This is a genomic window from Chitinilyticum aquatile DSM 21506 (genome assembly GCF_000430805.1).
Lineage (GTDB): Bacteria > Pseudomonadota > Gammaproteobacteria > Burkholderiales > Chitinibacteraceae > Chitinilyticum > Chitinilyticum aquatile.
On sequence record NZ_KE387260.1, the window covers coordinates 147466 to 162903 of the forward strand.

A 15438-nucleotide genomic window follows, 5' to 3' on the forward strand; every position below is an offset into this window, starting at 1 on the left:
CAATGTATTGCCCTGCAGCCCTTGTAATATAAGTGCTTCAGGGCAATACCCACGTTGAATCGCATGCACGCCAATCAACCCGCCTTTTTCAAGCAGGGTCCGAAGCCGCTTACGCGGCTTATGGTTTTTTCGGCCCTCTCGCTTGTCCTGCTGATCAGCGATGCCAGGCTGCACCTGCTCGACAAGCTGCGCCAGCAGCTGACCGTGCTCGTCTATCCGCTGCAATGGCTGGCCACCGCGCCGATCGACTCGGCCATGCAGGCCAGCGACTTCCTGCGCCGCCAGACAGATCTGCTGGCCGAAAACCGCCGGCTGAACGAAGAGCGCCTGCAAGCCAGCGCACTGGCCATCCGCGCGCGCGCGCTGGAGGCCGAAAACGCCCAGCTGCGCGAACTCAACAACGCAGCGGCCAGCCAGCCGGTCAGCCGCCAGCTGGTCAAGATCCTGTATAACGGCCGCGACCCGTTCACCGCCCGCCTGATCGTCGATCGCGGCGGCGATGCCGACATCAAGCCGGGGCAGATCGTCGTCGACCACCGCGGCGTGGCCGGGCAGATCATCCGCGTGCACCCGCTGACCAGCGAAGTGCGCCTGATTTCCGATCGCGATCATCTGGTGCCGGTGATGGTCGAGCGCAACCAGCTGCGCACCATCGTCTACGGCATGGGCCGCAACCAGCCGCTGGAAGTGCGCTACATGCCCGCCAGCGTCGATATCCGGGAAGGCGACATCCTCAGCACCTCGGGCGTTGACGGCATCTATCCCGCCGGCCTGCCGGTGGCGCGCGTAACCAAAGTCGAGCGCCAGAATGGCAGCGCCTTTGCGCGCATTTTCTGTGTGCCGCTGGCGCAGTTCGAGCAGCACAGCTACCTGCTGGCCATCAATGGCGCGCCGGCACAGGCGCCGTACCCGGAAACGGCATCGGCTCCCGCACAGGCTTCCAGGAAGAAACACTGATGCCCATTTCCTCACAGCTGCTGCGCCCGGTCAGCTTCGGCTTCATCCTGTTCACCTTTGTACTGGCCTTTCTCGGCAATCTGCTGCCCTGGCAGGCTGCACTGCAGGGCCTCACTCCCGACTTTGTCGCGCTGATGATCGTGTACTGGGCGCTGCACCAGCCGCGCCGCATCGGCGTGGGCTGGGCCTTCGCACTGGGCCTGATGATGGACGTGGCCGATGGCAGCTATCTGGGCCAGCATGCACTGGCCTACGGGGTGATTGCCTATCTGGTACTGGCCCGCCAGCGCCAGTTCGCGATTTTCCCCTTCTGGCAGCAGGCGCTGATCACCCTGGTGCTGCTGGTGCTCTCGCAGGCGCTGATGCTGGCAACGCGCATGCTGCTGGGTGATGCCTTCCCCGGTGCGGGCTATTTTGCCGGCGCGCCGATTGCTGCCGTCCTGTGGACCCCGCTGTCCAACCTGATGCTGATGCACCAGCGCAAGCCGGTTTCCGACGAGTTATGAAATCCATCAGCCGTTCGCTGTTCCGCACCCGCCGCGGGGTGAACCAGCGCCAGCTCGGCGGTACGGGCCTGCGCAACGAGCACCGTGACCGCTATACCTTCCAGATCCGGCTTGGCGTCGCACTGCTGGTGGTAATTGCGCTCTTCGGCGCACTGTTCGCGCGTTTCTTCTGGCTGCAGGTGCTGCAGCACGACCGCTACATGACACTGGCCGAACAGAACCGCATTTCGCTAGTCCCCCTCTCGCCGCCGCGCGGCATCATCCGCGACCGCAACGGTGAGGTGCTGGCACACAACTATTCGGCCTACACGCTCGAAATCACGCCATCGAAAACCGGCGGCCTGCAGGAGACCATCGACCGGCTCAATGCGCTGATCGAAATCACGCCCAAGGATCGCCGCCGTTTCAAGAAGCTGATGGAGGAAACCAGGGATTTCGAATCGCTGCCGATCAAGATCCGGCTTTCTGATGAAGAAGTCGCGCGCTTTGCCGCCAGCAGCTACCAGTTCCCCGGCGTCGAGGTGAAGGCTCGACTCTTCCGCCAGTACCCGCAGGGCGAACTGGCCAGCCATCTGATCGGCTATATCGGCCGCATCAATGACCGGGATATCGAGCGCCTGAAAGAAGGTGGCAACGTTGCCAACTATCGCGGCACCGACCACATCGGCAAGCTGGGTGTCGAGCAAAGCTATGAAGAAGAACTGCACGGTGTCACCGGCTTCGAGAGGGTTGAAATCGATTCCGGCGGCCGCGCGATCCGCACCCTGTCGCGCAAGTCCCCCCAGCCCGGCCAGGATCTGCAGCTGACGGTCGACATCAAGCTGCAGGAGGTGGTCGAGAAGCTCTTCGACAAGCGCCGTGGCGCGCTGGTTGCCATCGACCCGGGCACCGGCGGCGTGCTGGCCTTCGTTTCCAAGCCCGGCTTCGATCCGAACCTGTTTGTCGACGGCATCGATTCGGAAAGCTGGAAAGAACTGAACGAATCGCCCGACAAACCCCTGCTCAACCGCGCTCTGGGCGGCGAATACCCGCCGGGGTCGACCTTCAAACCCTTCATGGCGGCAGCCGCACTGCACGGGGATTTTCCGCTCGTGCACCAGACCATTTCGGACCCCGGCTATTTCATGTACGGCAACAACAAGTTCCGCGACTCCAAGCCCGGTGGCTATGGCTCGATGAACTTCGACCGCTCGATCGCCCTGTCGAGCGATACCTATTACTACCAGCTGGCCGTGCAGATGGGCATTGACAATATCGCGAAATACCTCAGCGAATTTGATCTTGGCCGGCAGACCGGCATCGACCTGCCCGGCGAGCGCAGCGGCATTCTGCCCAGCCCCGAGTGGAAGAAAAAGCGCTTCAGGAAGCCCGAACAGCAGCGCTGGTACTCGGGCGAAACGGTATCGATCGGCATCGGCCAGGGCTACAACAGCTATACGCCACTGCAGATGGCCCACGCGACTGCCATCATTGCCAACCGCGGCACGGTCTACACCCCGCACGTCGTGGCCCGAGTCATTGATCCGGTCACCGGCAAGAGCCGCGCGGTAGGCAGCACGCCCAGCCGCCGCATCGACTGGAAACCCGAACATTTCGAGCGTGTCATCAAGGGCATGGTCGGCGTAAACCAGTACGGCACGGGAACACGCGTTTTTGCCGGCGCCCAGTACACCTCGGCCGGGAAAACAGGCACCGCACAGGTCTTCTCGCTCAAAGGCGCCAAGTACAATGCCGGCGCGATCGGCGAACGCATGCGCGACCATTCCTGGTATATCGTTTTCGCCCCGGTCGAGCAGCCGAAAATCGCGCTGGCGGTCATCGTGGAAAACGGCGGCTTCGGCGCACAGGCTGCGGCACCCATTGCGCGCGCCACGCTCGACTACTATCTGACCGGCAAGCTGCCCGCACCGCCAGCCACCGCCAGCGGCGTGGCATCGGCCGTGCAGCGAGCCGCACCGGCCAGCGGCGTGACCGAGGAGGAGCCCACCGGTGATTAAGCAACTCTGGAACCGCATCCGCCAGCCGGTGGACGCCTGGCTGTTCCTCTTCACCTGCCTGGTATTCGCGCTGTCGGCCGTGCTGCTGTTCTCGGCATCCAATCAGGACGCCGACAAGGTAATGAACAAGATCGTGTTCATGGGCGTGGCCATTGGCGGCATGTGGGTGATCGCCAACATTTCGCAGGCCACGCTGATGCGTCTGGCGTTGCCCGGCTACATTCTGGGCGTCATCCTGCTGATTCTGGTCGAGCTGGTCGGCAAGACGGTGAACGGCTCGCAGCGCTGGCTCAATATCGGCATCACGCACATCCAGCCGTCTGAGCTGATGCGGATCGCCGTGCCGCTGACGATTGCATGGTTTTTCCACCATTTCGAGGCCACGCTGAACTGGAAGCATTTTGCCGGTGCAGCGATCCTGCTCGCCATCCCGGTCGCACTGATCCTCAAGCAGCCCGACCTCGGCACCGCGCTGATGATCAGCGCTTCGGGCTTTTACGTGCTGTTCTTTGCCGGGCTATCGTGGCGCCTGCTGGGCCTGATGGCGGCGGCGGGCAGCACGCTCGTATACGTGGTGCTGCAGTGGGACTGGTGCATCAACATCCTGCACGAATACCAGTGCCGCCGCATCGCCACCATGCTCAACCCGATGGAAGACCCGCTGGGCGCGGGTTACCACATCATCCAGGGCACGATCGCCATCGGCTCGGGAGGCGTTACCGGCAAGGGCTGGCTCAACGGCACTCAGACGCACCTCGACTTCATTCCGGAGCGCACCACCGACTTCATCTTCGCCGTTTTCGGCGAAGAATTCGGCCTGATCGGCAACGGCCTGCTGCTGGTACTCTACCTGCTGGTGATCGGCCGCGGCCTGATGATCGCCAATACCGCGTCGACCCTGTTCGGGCGACTGCTCGCCGGCGCCATCGCGATGACCTTCTTCACCTATGCCTTCGTGAACATGGGCATGGTGTCCGGCATCCTGCCGGTGGTGGGCGTACCGCTGCCGCTGGTGTCCTATGGCGGAACATCGATGGTGTCGATTCTGGCCGGCTTCGGCATTCTGATGAGCATCCAGCGCGACCGCAAGCTGATGAAGCGCTGAGGCACAACGACATACCCGGCCACGTTCTGACTCATAGCCCTTTCAATTGAAAGGCTGCAGGGCAATACCATGAAAAAAACAGTATTCCATCCGGTTCTGCTGGGTCTGCTGCTGGCTGCCTGCAGCAGCACGCCCCCCGCCCCCGTCACGCAACGGCCGACCCCCGTGCCCTCTCCCGGCCCTGACGCGGGCAGCAGCGGCACCGACAGCCGTACTTACGGCTGCAGTTACCAGCCGCCCGCCAGCAAGGGCGGCGGCTTTTACAAGGATGACGGCCCGGCGGCCGACTGGCCGGCCAACCTTGACCAGATCCCCGATGCCCAGCCCCGCTGGGAGCCGCTGCACAAATGGGCGAACAATCCGTACACCGTACTCGGCCAGTCGTTCACACCGCTCAAGGCACCCGGTCAGCTCAGCGAGGAAGGCATAGGCAGCTGGTATGGCCGCAAGTTCCACGGCCAGAAAACCTCGAATGGCGAAATCTACGACATGTTTGCCATGACGGCCGCCAGTCCCATCCTGCCGATACCGAGCTATGCGCGCGTCACCAATCTGAGCAATGGCCGCAGCGTGATCGTGCGCATCAATGACCGTGGCCCGTTCAAGAAAGGCCGCGTGATCGACCTGTCCTTCCTGGCCGCCTGCCGCCTGGGCTACGCCGGGCAGGGCAGCAGCCAGGTGCGCGTGGAAAGCCTGCTGCCCGGCGATGCGCCGGCCGCGCTGCAGCAGCAGGCTGCGCGCGTGACACCCGTACCGCGCGCGCCTGAAGCGGCCCCGGCAACGGTGCCGGTCAGCGAGGATGGCGCAGGTGTCTATCTGCAGCTGGGCGCGTTCTCCTCGCAGGCCAATGCCGACAATTTCCGCCAGCATCTGGCGCGCGAACTGGGTGAGCAGGATCTGGCGCGACTGGGAATGAAACAGGCAGGCAACCTCTGGCGCGTGCGCCTCGGCCCCTTTGCCGACCGTCAGGCCGCACTGGCCGCCGCCGAACGGCTGACGGGCAGCCACAATCTGCAGGCGGTGATCGCCCGCTAGCTGGCTGCTGGCATGCAGCCCGCTGCCAGGCAGAAATAACAACCCCGTATTACCATCAAGCCCTTTCAATCAAAGGGCCTGGTGGCAATACCCCCATCTAGCGCAAGCCGGGGTGATCGCGCTGCGGGCGATCCAGATGGTAGCCCTGCACGTAATCGATGCCGAATTCGATGAGCATGTCGAGAATGGCCTGGTTTTCGACGAACTCGGCAACCGTCGTCTTGCCCATGTCATGCGCCATCGCCACCATGCCGCGCACGAATATCTGGCTGTCACGGTCGTTCGGCAGATCGCGCACGAAGAGACCGTCGATCTTCAGCACGTCGGCCTTCAGCTGTTTCAGGTAGGCAAACGAGGCAAAGCCGACGCCGAAATCATCGAGACAGACCTTGCAGCCGGTTGCGCGCAGTGCATCGATGAAGCGCTGCGCATCGCGCAGATCGGACACCGCGGCGGTTTCGGTCAGCTCGACCAGGAGCCGCGCCGGATCGACACCCTGCCGGCGCAGTTCGCGGGCGATGAACTCGGGCAGACCCGGTTCATCAAACGACCGCCCGGACACATTCACGGCAATCGATGGCGCATCGGGTTTCTCGGCCAGCAGGCTGATCGCCCTGCTGATGACCCAGCGGTCGATCTCGATGATCTTGCCGGTTTTTTCCGCATGCGGAATGAAGCCGGCCGGCATGAACAGTTCGCCCGGACGCTCGGCATCCTTCATGCGCAACAAGGCTTCCAGATGCGCCAGTTCGCGCGTCTGTGCGGTATAGATACCCTGGAAGTGCAACTCGAAGCCGTCGCGTTCAAGCGCATGGCTAATCCGCTCCTTCCACGACAGCCGCGCCAGCGCATGCTGTGACTGGTCGGCATCGGCACGGTAGATGCGCCAGGTGGACTTGCCGGCCCCCTTGGCCTGGTACATCGCCGCATCGGCATGCGCAACCAGATCGGCCGGGGTGGCAGCATGCTGCGGATAGATGGCCACGCCCAGCGACGAAGAGGGGTGCAGCGAATGGCTGCCGGTACGGAACTGGATCTGCCCGATAGCCGCAACAATCCGCCCGGCCATCAGGCCGGCGGCCTCTTCATCGCAGCCCGGCACCAGAATCGCGAACTCGTCGCCGCCAAGGCGGGCAAGGATTTCATCGTGCCGCACCAGCCGCCCGATTTCCTGCGCGATCGCCACCAGCAATTCATCACCGCTGCCATGACCGAAGGTATCGTTCACAAACTTGAATTCATCGAGATCGAAATACAGCAGTGCCAGTGGCCGACCATGGCGTTCGGCTTCGACAAAGAGACGCTCGAGTTCCTGCTGGAAGCGATGACGGTTGTAAAGACCGGTCAGCGCATCCCGCTCGGCCAGACTTGTCATGCGCTCGGCCATGACACGCTGTTGTGTCACATCCTCGTAAATCCACATCCGGCCATTGGTGTGACCCTGCGTATCAAGCACGCGGTAGCAATACTGCGTGATCACGCGCCCATCGTTCATGGTCAGCATGCCGAAATCGACGCGGTCATCCGAGAGGGCAAGCTCTTCGAGGTAGTAGACCGCCATATCGTTGAGCGCCGGCTGATTCTGTGCCAGCTGCAACACCTGCCCGAGCGGGCGACCATTGAGCTGCACATCGGCGGGGAGACCCCAGAAGGCCGAAAAGGCCGGATTGTGGAAAATGATACGGTTCTCGTCATCCACGAACAGCACACCGAAGCGCATGGCCGACAGCAGTGCCATCAGGCGCGAGCGCTCGGCTTCTGCACGCTGCAGATAGCTCTCGCCGAGCGACTGGATCTGCTGCATCTCGATCAGCGTACGGCGCAGTGCCAGGCGATCTTCCTTCTGCTCGGTGATGTCGCGCAGGCTCGCCCGCACGCCCAGCCATTCGCCCTGCGCGTCATACAGCGGTTGCCACGATGCAGCGGCCCAGAATGTTGCGCCATCGCGGCGAACGGCACGGAATTCGAAATCGGCACCGCTGCTGCGTTCGCTCAGCGCCCGGCGCAACATTTCGGCCAGCCGGGCCCGCTCGTCCGGAACCGCAAGGCCGACCGGGAAATTGTCCAGCAGTGCGCACTCGGAAACACGGTAGCCCGTCAGCCGCTCGACCGAGGCGTTCACCCACAGCAGCTTGCCGTGCGGATCAAGCCACAGCTCGGTCGAAAACGTGTAATCCGCCAGTGCATGAAAACGCGCCTCGCTGTGCTGCAGCGAACGCACGCGCTCACGGATCTGCCCTGCCAGCGCATGGAAGCGTGTCAGCAGATGCGAATCGACATCGCGCCCGACGGTTTCCGGCAACTGGAAGTCCTGTCCGGCCGCGGCCTGCTCGACAACCCCCACCAGGCGGTTGAGCTGCCGCGTCATCCAGTATGCAAGCCACAGCAACAGTGACGCGCTGATGGCCAGCCCGCCCATCAGCACCAGCAGATTGAGCGACAGCGTTTCCTGCAGACTGGACATCACACCCTGGGTCGACATGCCATAGTAAAGCTCGCCCATGCGGGCATAGCCCAGGCGCACCGGTGTGCGCACATGCAGCAGCTGCGGAATGTCGGAACCGGATTCGAGCTGAGTTGGCTCGGGCAGGGGCTGGCGGACATCCCAGCCCCGCACGGCAATGATCGCGCCTGCGTTGTCGCGCACGACCAGATAATCGACGTTGTCCGGTGCGCGGAACGCCTCCAGCATGGCCGAGAGATGATCGCGCTCGCCCTCGCTCCACAGGCTGGCAACCGCGGTGCCAAGCATGCGTGACATCGTTGCCGTGTGCTGCTGCAAGGCCTCGCGCGAAGCACGCTGCCACACCGCTTCGGCACCGAGATACACGGCAGCCAGCAACACGCATTGCAGCAAGAGCGACAACAGCAACATACGGCTGCGCAGGGAACCGGGTAATCGCAGTCGCAAGGGGATCTCCGCCTGGGCTCGACCCGCCGGCACGAGGGTCCGGCGCGGGCATTATTGACATTCCCCCGAGGGTAGCAGAGCTTTGGCTGACAGCCTAGCCACCCGTCTTTGTAATTTGCCGGATGAACACTTTCGAGCGGCGCTGGTAGTTGTAAAGCTCTTTCTTTTCCATCGGCAGCGCATCGACGGTGGCCTGCACAAAGCCGCGCTCGAGAAACCAGTGGGCGGTGCGCGTGGTCAGCACGAAGAGCTGGCGGATGCCCTGCTGGCGCGCGCGCTGCTCGATGTGGCGCAGCAATTGCTCGCCGCGATCCTGTTCGCGGTAGTCCGGATGCACGACCAGACAGGCCATTTCGGCCATATTGCTGTCCGGGAAGGGGTGCATGGCCACGCAGCCGATGATCTTGCCGTCGTGCTCGAGCACCGAGTAGCGGTGGATTTCGCGCTCGATCAGCTCGCGGCCGCGCTTGACCAGTACGCCCTGGTCTTCCAGCGGCTCGATCAGTGCGATCAGCTTGCCGACATCATCGATGGTCGCCTCGCGCAATGTTTCCAGCGATTCGCGCGAAATCATCGTGCCGATGCCGTCATGCGTGAACAGCTCCATCAGCAGCGAGCCGTCGACATGATGCGAAATCAGGTGCGCCCGCGCCACCCCCTGCCGCACCGCGCGGATCGCGCACGGCAGGTAGAGGCGGATGTCCTCGTTGGCATCCGGGTGCTCGGCGAGAAACTGCTCGGCCTCCAGCGCGGTCAGCTCGTTCAGCAGCTCGCCCTTCAGATCGACGACACCGTCCTGCCCGAACAGGAACAGCATCTTGTCGGCACGCAGCGCAATCGCGGTCTTGGTGGCCACATCTTCCAGCGGCACGTTGAACACCTCGCCGGTAGTCGAATAACCCAGTGTGGAGAGCAGCACCATTTCACCATCATCGAGCCGGTAGCGGATCGCCGTGGTATCGACCTTGCGCACTTCACCGGTGTACTGCAGATCGATGCCGTCGCGCACACCCATCGGCTGCGCGGTGATGAAATTGCCGGCCGATACGCGGATGTCGGCATTGGCCATCGGCGAATTGGCCAGGCCCATCGACAGCCACGATTCGATTTCGACGCGCACCTGGCCGACGGCCTGGATCACGCAGGTGAGGGTTTCGGCGTCGGTGACGCGCAGGCCGTGCAGGTATTGCGGCTCCAGCCCCTTTTCCGCCATGCGGGCGTCAATCTGCGGGCGGGCACCGTGCACCACCACCAGCCGCACACCAAGGCTGGTCAGCAGGTTGATGTCGTGCGTCAGCGTGGCGAACTTGCCATCACGCACCACCTCGCCGCCCAGCGCGATCACAAAGGTGCGACCACGGAAGGCGTGGATGTAGGGGGCGGCCTGACGGAACCATTCGACGAAATCATGCATAGCAATACCTGCCTTTCAAAATCCACCCGCGCACGCCGGCACGCGCCGACATACATACACACCCATAAATCCACAGCCATTTATTTGCAATGGATACAAGCAAATACCCATCAAAGCCGTAAATATCGACTGGCTCTGGCTCGCAATAGCTGCACCAGCTCATCCTGCATGAAGGCGTAGTTGTCAGGAATGTCCAGACACGCCACACGCTTGCCCTGCAGCTGCCGCGCAAAGCGCTGCTTCAACCGGCGCAGGTGCGTTTTCTCCATCACCAGAACCAGCGTCGCCCAGGCCAGCAAATCGGCATCCAGCGGCAGCTCGGCATCGGGCGCCAGCCCGGCCGATGCGGTTTCCACCCCCGGCAGACCGGCAAAGACCTGCTCGGCGGTCGGGCTGCGCAGGCGGTTGCGGCTGCAGACGAACAGCACGCGGATCATCCGCTCAGTATGCCCCGCGCCCGGCCACCACCGACTTGACCGTCTTGCAGACAATCGCGATGTCGTACCACAGGTTCCAGTTTTTCACATACCAGGCATCCAGCGCCACGCGTTCATCGTAGGTGGTATCGTTGCGCCCCGACACCTGCCACAGCCCGGTGAGCCCCGGGCGTGCTTCCAGATAGAAATCGACACGCTCGCCGTAGCGTTCCAGCTCGGCTTCAATGACCGGGCGCGGGCCGACCAGGCTCATTTCACCCAGCAGCACATTCCACAGTTGGGGAATTTCATCCAGACTGGTCTTGCGCAAAAATGCACCAATCCGGGTGATGCGCGGGTCGTTTTTCAGCTTGAAATCCTTGTCCCACTCGGCACGTGCGTCGGCATCTGTTGCCAGCAGTTTATCCAGCACTTCCTGCGAGTTGTGCACCATCGTGCGGAATTTCCAGCACTTGAACGGCTTGCCGTTCATGCCGACACGAACGTGGCCGAAAAACACATCACCCGGCCCGCCTTCCTTCTTGATGCGCCAGGCCACATACAGGAACAGCGGCGCCAGCGCGAGCAGGCCGCAGGTAGCGCCGAACAGATCGAACGCGCGCTTGAGCAGCATCAGCGGCTTGACCGTCAGATTGTTGGTCACGCGCAAGAGCAGCACTTCGTGGCTGAAAAAGTGATTGGTAATCGCACCAAAGAGCGGCAGGCCGCCCAGCGGCGGGATCACGTGGATGTCCTTGTACCTCAGACTCAGCTGCTCGATCTGGGAACCAAGACGCGCCAGCTCCTCGGCCTCCAGCGCGATCACCACGTGCGGCTTGCCCTGCTCGTTCAGCCAGCCCAGCAGCTGCTCGGGAGTCAGGCGCACCACCGGCACACTGCGCTCGCCCAGCTCCAGGCTGCCGGGCGCTGCCGGATCAATGGCGACAAAGGACTGGATTTCGAAACCGAGCAGGCGCTCGCTGTGCAGGGCATGCCAGGCATCCTGCGCATTGCTGCCGCACCCGAGAATTACGCTCGGCAGCTGCCAGATGCGCAGCCTGAGCAGCAAGCGCTTCATCTGGCCGCGGAACACCGGCAGCAGCAGCATGGCCAGCCCCCAGGATACCGGCCACAGGAAACGCGATACCGTGTACTTGCCCAGCAGCACCAGCATGCCATTCAACAGCGCTGCGATGAACAACCAGCGCAGTACCGCGCCGAGTTCATCCCAGAACGGCATGCGCAGGCTGTAATGTCCGCGCCCCCAGAAGCTCGCCACCGTAATCAGCGAAAGCCCCAGAAAGGCCAGCGCCTGCTGCTGCCCTTCCCACTGCCACCACATGGCGAAGCTGGCGCTGATGCGGTGATAGCGCGTCAGCCACAGCAGCAGCAGAGCCAGCGCGAACGACAGCAGCAGGGCAGTCAGGTCGGCCAGCGCCAGCCAGGGTTTGGCCCGTTCGGGCTGCAGGTGTTTTTCACTACTCACGGGGTATCCTCTTTCTTGCCTTGTGCCAGCAGGCCATAGGCGGCGTACAGCGTACGCATCATGGTGGCCAGCGTATAGCCACGCTCGATTTTCGCACGTCCGGCTGCACCGAGTACGCGGCGCAGCGGCGGATGGTCGATCAGCTCCGCCAGGCGGGCGATGAAATCGTCGGCATCGCGGCACAGCCAGCCGGTAATGCCGTTTTCCACCAGATCACGGTTGCCGTCGATATCGGTCGCCAGCACCGGCAGGCCGGCGCCCATCGCTTCGAGCACCGCCACCGGCAGCCCTTCCCAGCGCGAGGTCTGCAGGTAGATATCCAGCGTGGCCAGTTGTGCCAGCGTCTGCGCACGCGTTTGCCAGCCAGTCAACGTAACACCGGCCTTCTTCAGCGCCGCCTCGCCGGCCCCCTCACCGCCGCCGATCCAGACGAATTCGACGCCGGGCTGGGTCAGCGCGGTGGCGATGCGGGCAAACAGCTCGGGATTGCGCGCGGTGGTCACCCGCCCGGCCATGCCGATGCGCAGGCGCTGCCCGCCATTATTCAAACGGGGTATTGCCGCCAAATCTACAGAATTATTGACTACCAGCACCGTACCCCCAAGGGTACGTCGAATCTTGGCAGCCTCGCTGTCCGAGCAGGCGATAAAGCTCACCGGAATATGCGCCAGCAGCTTCTCCAGCAGCAGGAACACCAGATTCTTGATCCGCCCCGCTTCGCGCTGCAGAAAGGACAAGCCATGCGGCGAGAAGAACCAGCGCGTGCGTGGCAGCCTGACGAACAGGCTGGCAAGGCGCCCCAGCGCACCGGCCTTGCTCGAATGCAGGTGCACCACATCCGGAGAAAGCTCCGTCAGCCAGTGCACCAGCGCGCGCCCAGCGCGGAAATCCTGCAGCGGATTGATCGCACGGCACATCGGCACGTGAATGAAATGGATCTCCGCGTGGAACAATTCTCGCCAGTTAAGCGGTGTATCTTCGCGCTGCGAGTGGATGACGGTCACGCGATGGCCATCAGTAGCCTGACCGTTGGCCATCACCGTCACCATCGACAGCGTGCCGCCGGCAAACGATTCAACCACGTGCACGATATGGTGGCGGCTGGATACCGCAGGCAGCTCAGTCATCGTTCGTGGCCTTGCGCGAGGTGCGCCGCAATGCGGCCTTCAGCCGGAACACCAGCCCATAGGGCATGAGCATCAGCCCGCGCGTACGCAGCCGGCCGGCCAGCGCCGCCAGCGAGCCGTCGCTGTTGGCCTTTTGCACCTTCAGCCGCGAGGCAAGCTGCTTCTGACGTTTCGAGAGAGAAATGCCGCCCGGATCGAGTTCGTAATGGATCAGCACATCAGCGAGATTGGCCACCCTGAAGTGCCGCACAAAGGCATAGAACAGCGCGTAATCCTCGGCCGCCGGCGCATCCAGCGGATACAGCCCGGTCGTTGCCAGCCCTGCGGTGCGGTACATCACCGCCGGATGGACGAAAGCCGAGTTCTTGCGCATCGTCTGCACGATGTCCTCATGGCGTTCGGGATGGCGCAATTCGAATTGCTCGACGCCCTGCTGGTCGACAAAGCGCGCGGCACCGCCGAGCAGATACACCTCGGGGTGTTGCTCCAGAAAGCTTAACTGGCGTTGGATGCGGTCAGATACATTCAGGTCACCACAATCCAGCCGGGCGATGAATTCATAGCTGCGCGACTGGGCCCACTGCAGGCCCGCGTTCAGCGCCCCCTCGATGCCCTTGTTCTGCGGCAATCCGAGAAATCGCAGCACGCCGCGCCCCTTAAACGCCGCACGCGCGCCGGCCTCGTCAATCGGCGCGCGCGTGCTGCCGTCGTCGACGACCAGCACGTCGCAGGGCTCGTCGACGCCAATCGATGCCAGAGAGGCATTGAGCGCCTGCGGGTTGTTGTAATGCGGGATCAGCAGCAGCACGGGCTGACGGTGCAATTGTTCGGTCATGCCCAATCCTTGCGGCCTAGCAGTTTCTTGATGCCCCGCGTCACCGATAAGGGCAGCGCGAATGAGGCCAACGCCTTGCCCATGTTCAGAACTGAGGCCGGTTTCCAGTCGAAATGGCGCGCGAGCAGCTTGAGGCGCATCGCCTGCTGCTGGCGGCGGCGGCTCAGCGATATGCCGCTGTCGTTGTATTCGCTTTTCACCAGCACGTCGGGCAGGTTGGCCGTCTGGTAGCGAGTAACGAACTGCCAGAAATACGCAAAATCTTCTGCCGCCTTGCAATCCAGCGGATACAGGCCGATTTCGCGCACGCCCGCCATGCGGAACATCACCGCCGGATGGGTGAAGGCATTGTCCTTGTGCATCTGCCGCACGATCTCAGTGTGCGTTTGCGGCTGGCGGATCGTGAAGCGGTCACCCGAGGCGTCAAAAAAGGTGACGGCGCTACCGACCAGATACACCTCCGGGTGTGCATCCAGAAACGCCATCTGGCGCCGGATGCGGTCGGATACATTCAGGTCATCGCAGTCCAGCCGCGCGCAGAATTCGTATCCGGCGGCCAGCATCGCTTCCAGCCCGGTATTGAGTGCGTACTCGATGCCGGCATTTACCGGCAGATACAGAAAATGCAGCTCGCCCCGTGCGCGAAACACGGCCTGCGCAGCGGCTTCGTCGATCGTCGCGCGGGTGCTGCCATCGTCGATGACAAAGACATCCACCGGTTCATCAGGGCCCACCGATGCCAGCGACGCGAGCAGCCCCTGAGGGTTGTTGTAATGCGGAATCAGTAAGGCGGCGCGGTTCATGGCGGGACGACAGGGCAAAACCGCATTTTAACGGTCTTTCAGGCACCCTTCGCCATGCAGCAGTAACAGTCTGTGCGACTGCGATGTCAGGTGGCTGGCTTGATGATGGTGCGATCGCGCCGCTTCAGCAGACCATGCAGATGCCGCGTGTAGACCAGCATCAGCAGAGGCAGGACGATAAGGCTGCGCGGATTGTGCTCCCAGGCTGCGACCACATCACCGTGCAGCAGGGCAATGATGGCGTGGGTGATGCCGCAACCCCAGCAGTCCTCCCAGCCGAAGACGCTGTTGAACAGGCAGGGCGGGCCATACTGCAGGAGGGCGCCTGGAAAGAAAAGCGCCAGCATCCCGAGGAATGCCGGCGCCAGCGCTAGCAGCACGTCGAACGGCTTAACGTGCAAGCGGGCGACCTTGCGCATCGGTGAATTTGCCGATGGCAATCAGGATGATGTCAATCAGCGCCCAGATGCCGCAACCGCCGAGAGTCAGCAGTTGAACCACACCGATCACGGTGTAGCCGGTGTAGAAACGATGCACACCGAGGCTGCCCAGGAAAAAGGCCAGCAGCAGGGTCGTCAGCCATTGCTTGTCAGAAACTGCACCAGTTTGATCGCTCACAGTCTTATCTCCAGTCATGGAAAACAATTCAAAGAACGTAAGATTCTGGGTGAAATCTGCCCGCTTGCAAACGCTGCGGGAGGAAATTGTTGTAATTAAATAACAATTATTTACAGGAAAACCCGGTAATTCTGCTTTCCTGCTGTCCAGCCCGAAAGGAATGCTGTCGCAGCACAAAATGACAACGCCATGCCAGTGATGCGCCTCACACCGACCGCAGCCGCAGGG

General features: G+C 62.7%; 14 protein-coding genes. 5 read left to right on the forward strand and 9 right to left on the reverse strand.

Annotated elements, in window-relative coordinates:
- Positions 1–63: 63 nt before the first annotated feature.
- The 5 genes from mreC to H559_RS20840 all read left to right on the forward strand — a co-directional run bounded on the left by mreC (position 64) and on the right by H559_RS20840 (position 5600).
- Positions 64–957: a rod shape-determining protein MreC gene (gene mreC, locus H559_RS0116180; protein ID WP_028453532.1), complete on the forward strand. Its 894-nt coding sequence runs from the start codon at positions 64–66 to the stop codon at positions 955–957.
- On the forward strand, positions 957–1463 hold the full coding sequence (gene mreD / locus H559_RS0116185; protein ID WP_028453533.1) for a rod shape-determining protein MreD: 507 nt from the start codon (positions 957–959) through the stop codon (positions 1461–1463). Before mreC ends, mreD begins: the two co-directional genes overlap by 1 nt.
- Positions 1460–3460: a penicillin-binding protein 2 gene (mrdA, locus tag H559_RS20835; RefSeq protein ID WP_081413114.1), complete on the forward strand. Its 2001-nt coding sequence runs from the start codon at positions 1460–1462 to the stop codon at positions 3458–3460. The genes mreD and mrdA overlap by 4 nt, the downstream gene beginning before the upstream one ends.
- Entirely contained in the window at positions 3453–4565 is a 1113-nt protein-coding gene (gene rodA / locus H559_RS0116195) for a rod shape-determining protein RodA (protein WP_028453534.1), read from the forward strand. The genes mrdA and rodA overlap by 8 nt, the downstream gene beginning before the upstream one ends.
- Before the next feature lie 69 nt (positions 4566–4634).
- Complete coding sequence (locus H559_RS20840; RefSeq protein WP_051279655.1) at positions 4635–5600, forward strand: septal ring lytic transglycosylase RlpA family protein; 966 nt, start codon at positions 4635–4637, stop codon at positions 5598–5600.
- A gap of 97 nt (positions 5601–5697) precedes the next feature.
- Here H559_RS20840 and H559_RS0116205 read toward each other — a convergent pair whose 3' ends face one another.
- The 9 genes from H559_RS0116205 to H559_RS0116245 form a co-directional block, all read right to left on the reverse strand.
- Complete coding sequence (locus H559_RS0116205; RefSeq protein ID WP_155845468.1) at positions 5698–8511, reverse strand: EAL domain-containing protein; 2814 nt, start codon at positions 8509–8511, stop codon at positions 5698–5700.
- 94 nt (positions 8512–8605) lie between these two features.
- Positions 8606–9925: an amino-acid N-acetyltransferase gene (gene argA / locus H559_RS0116210; RefSeq protein WP_028453536.1), complete on the reverse strand. Its 1320-nt coding sequence runs from the start codon at positions 9923–9925 to the stop codon at positions 8606–8608.
- A 110-nt stretch (positions 9926–10035) separates the two neighbouring features.
- Positions 10036–10362 carry a low molecular weight protein tyrosine phosphatase family protein gene (locus H559_RS0116215; protein WP_028453537.1) on the reverse strand — a complete coding sequence of 109 codons (327 nt, stop codon included), beginning with the start codon at positions 10360–10362 and terminating at the stop codon, positions 10036–10038.
- 4 nt (positions 10363–10366) lie between these two features.
- Positions 10367–11827, reverse strand: a complete 1461-nt coding sequence (gene wbaP / locus H559_RS0116220; RefSeq protein ID WP_051279659.1) for an undecaprenyl-phosphate galactose phosphotransferase WbaP — start codon at positions 11825–11827, stop codon at positions 10367–10369.
- Positions 11824–12954, reverse strand: coding sequence for a glycosyltransferase (locus tag H559_RS20845; RefSeq protein WP_051279661.1), 1131 nt, complete (start codon positions 12952–12954; stop codon positions 11824–11826). Before H559_RS20845 ends, wbaP begins: the two co-directional genes overlap by 4 nt.
- Positions 12947–13789 carry a glycosyltransferase gene (locus H559_RS20850; RefSeq protein WP_051279663.1) on the reverse strand — a complete coding sequence of 281 codons (843 nt, stop codon included), beginning with the start codon at positions 13787–13789 and terminating at the stop codon, positions 12947–12949. The genes H559_RS20845 and H559_RS20850 overlap by 8 nt, the downstream gene beginning before the upstream one ends.
- Complete coding sequence (locus H559_RS0116235) at positions 13786–14592, reverse strand: glycosyltransferase (RefSeq protein ID WP_028453539.1); 807 nt, start codon at positions 14590–14592, stop codon at positions 13786–13788. Before H559_RS0116235 ends, H559_RS20850 begins: the two co-directional genes overlap by 4 nt.
- 86 nt (positions 14593–14678) lie before the next feature.
- On the reverse strand, positions 14679–15011 hold the full coding sequence (locus tag H559_RS20855; protein WP_051279665.1) for a DUF2752 domain-containing protein: 333 nt from the start codon (positions 15009–15011) through the stop codon (positions 14679–14681).
- Positions 14983–15210 (reverse strand): TM2 domain-containing protein, encoded by a 228-nt coding sequence (locus H559_RS0116245; RefSeq protein WP_028453540.1) that lies wholly within the window; start codon positions 15208–15210, stop codon positions 14983–14985. Before H559_RS0116245 ends, H559_RS20855 begins: the two co-directional genes overlap by 29 nt.
- Positions 15211–15438 lie beyond the last annotated feature (228 nt).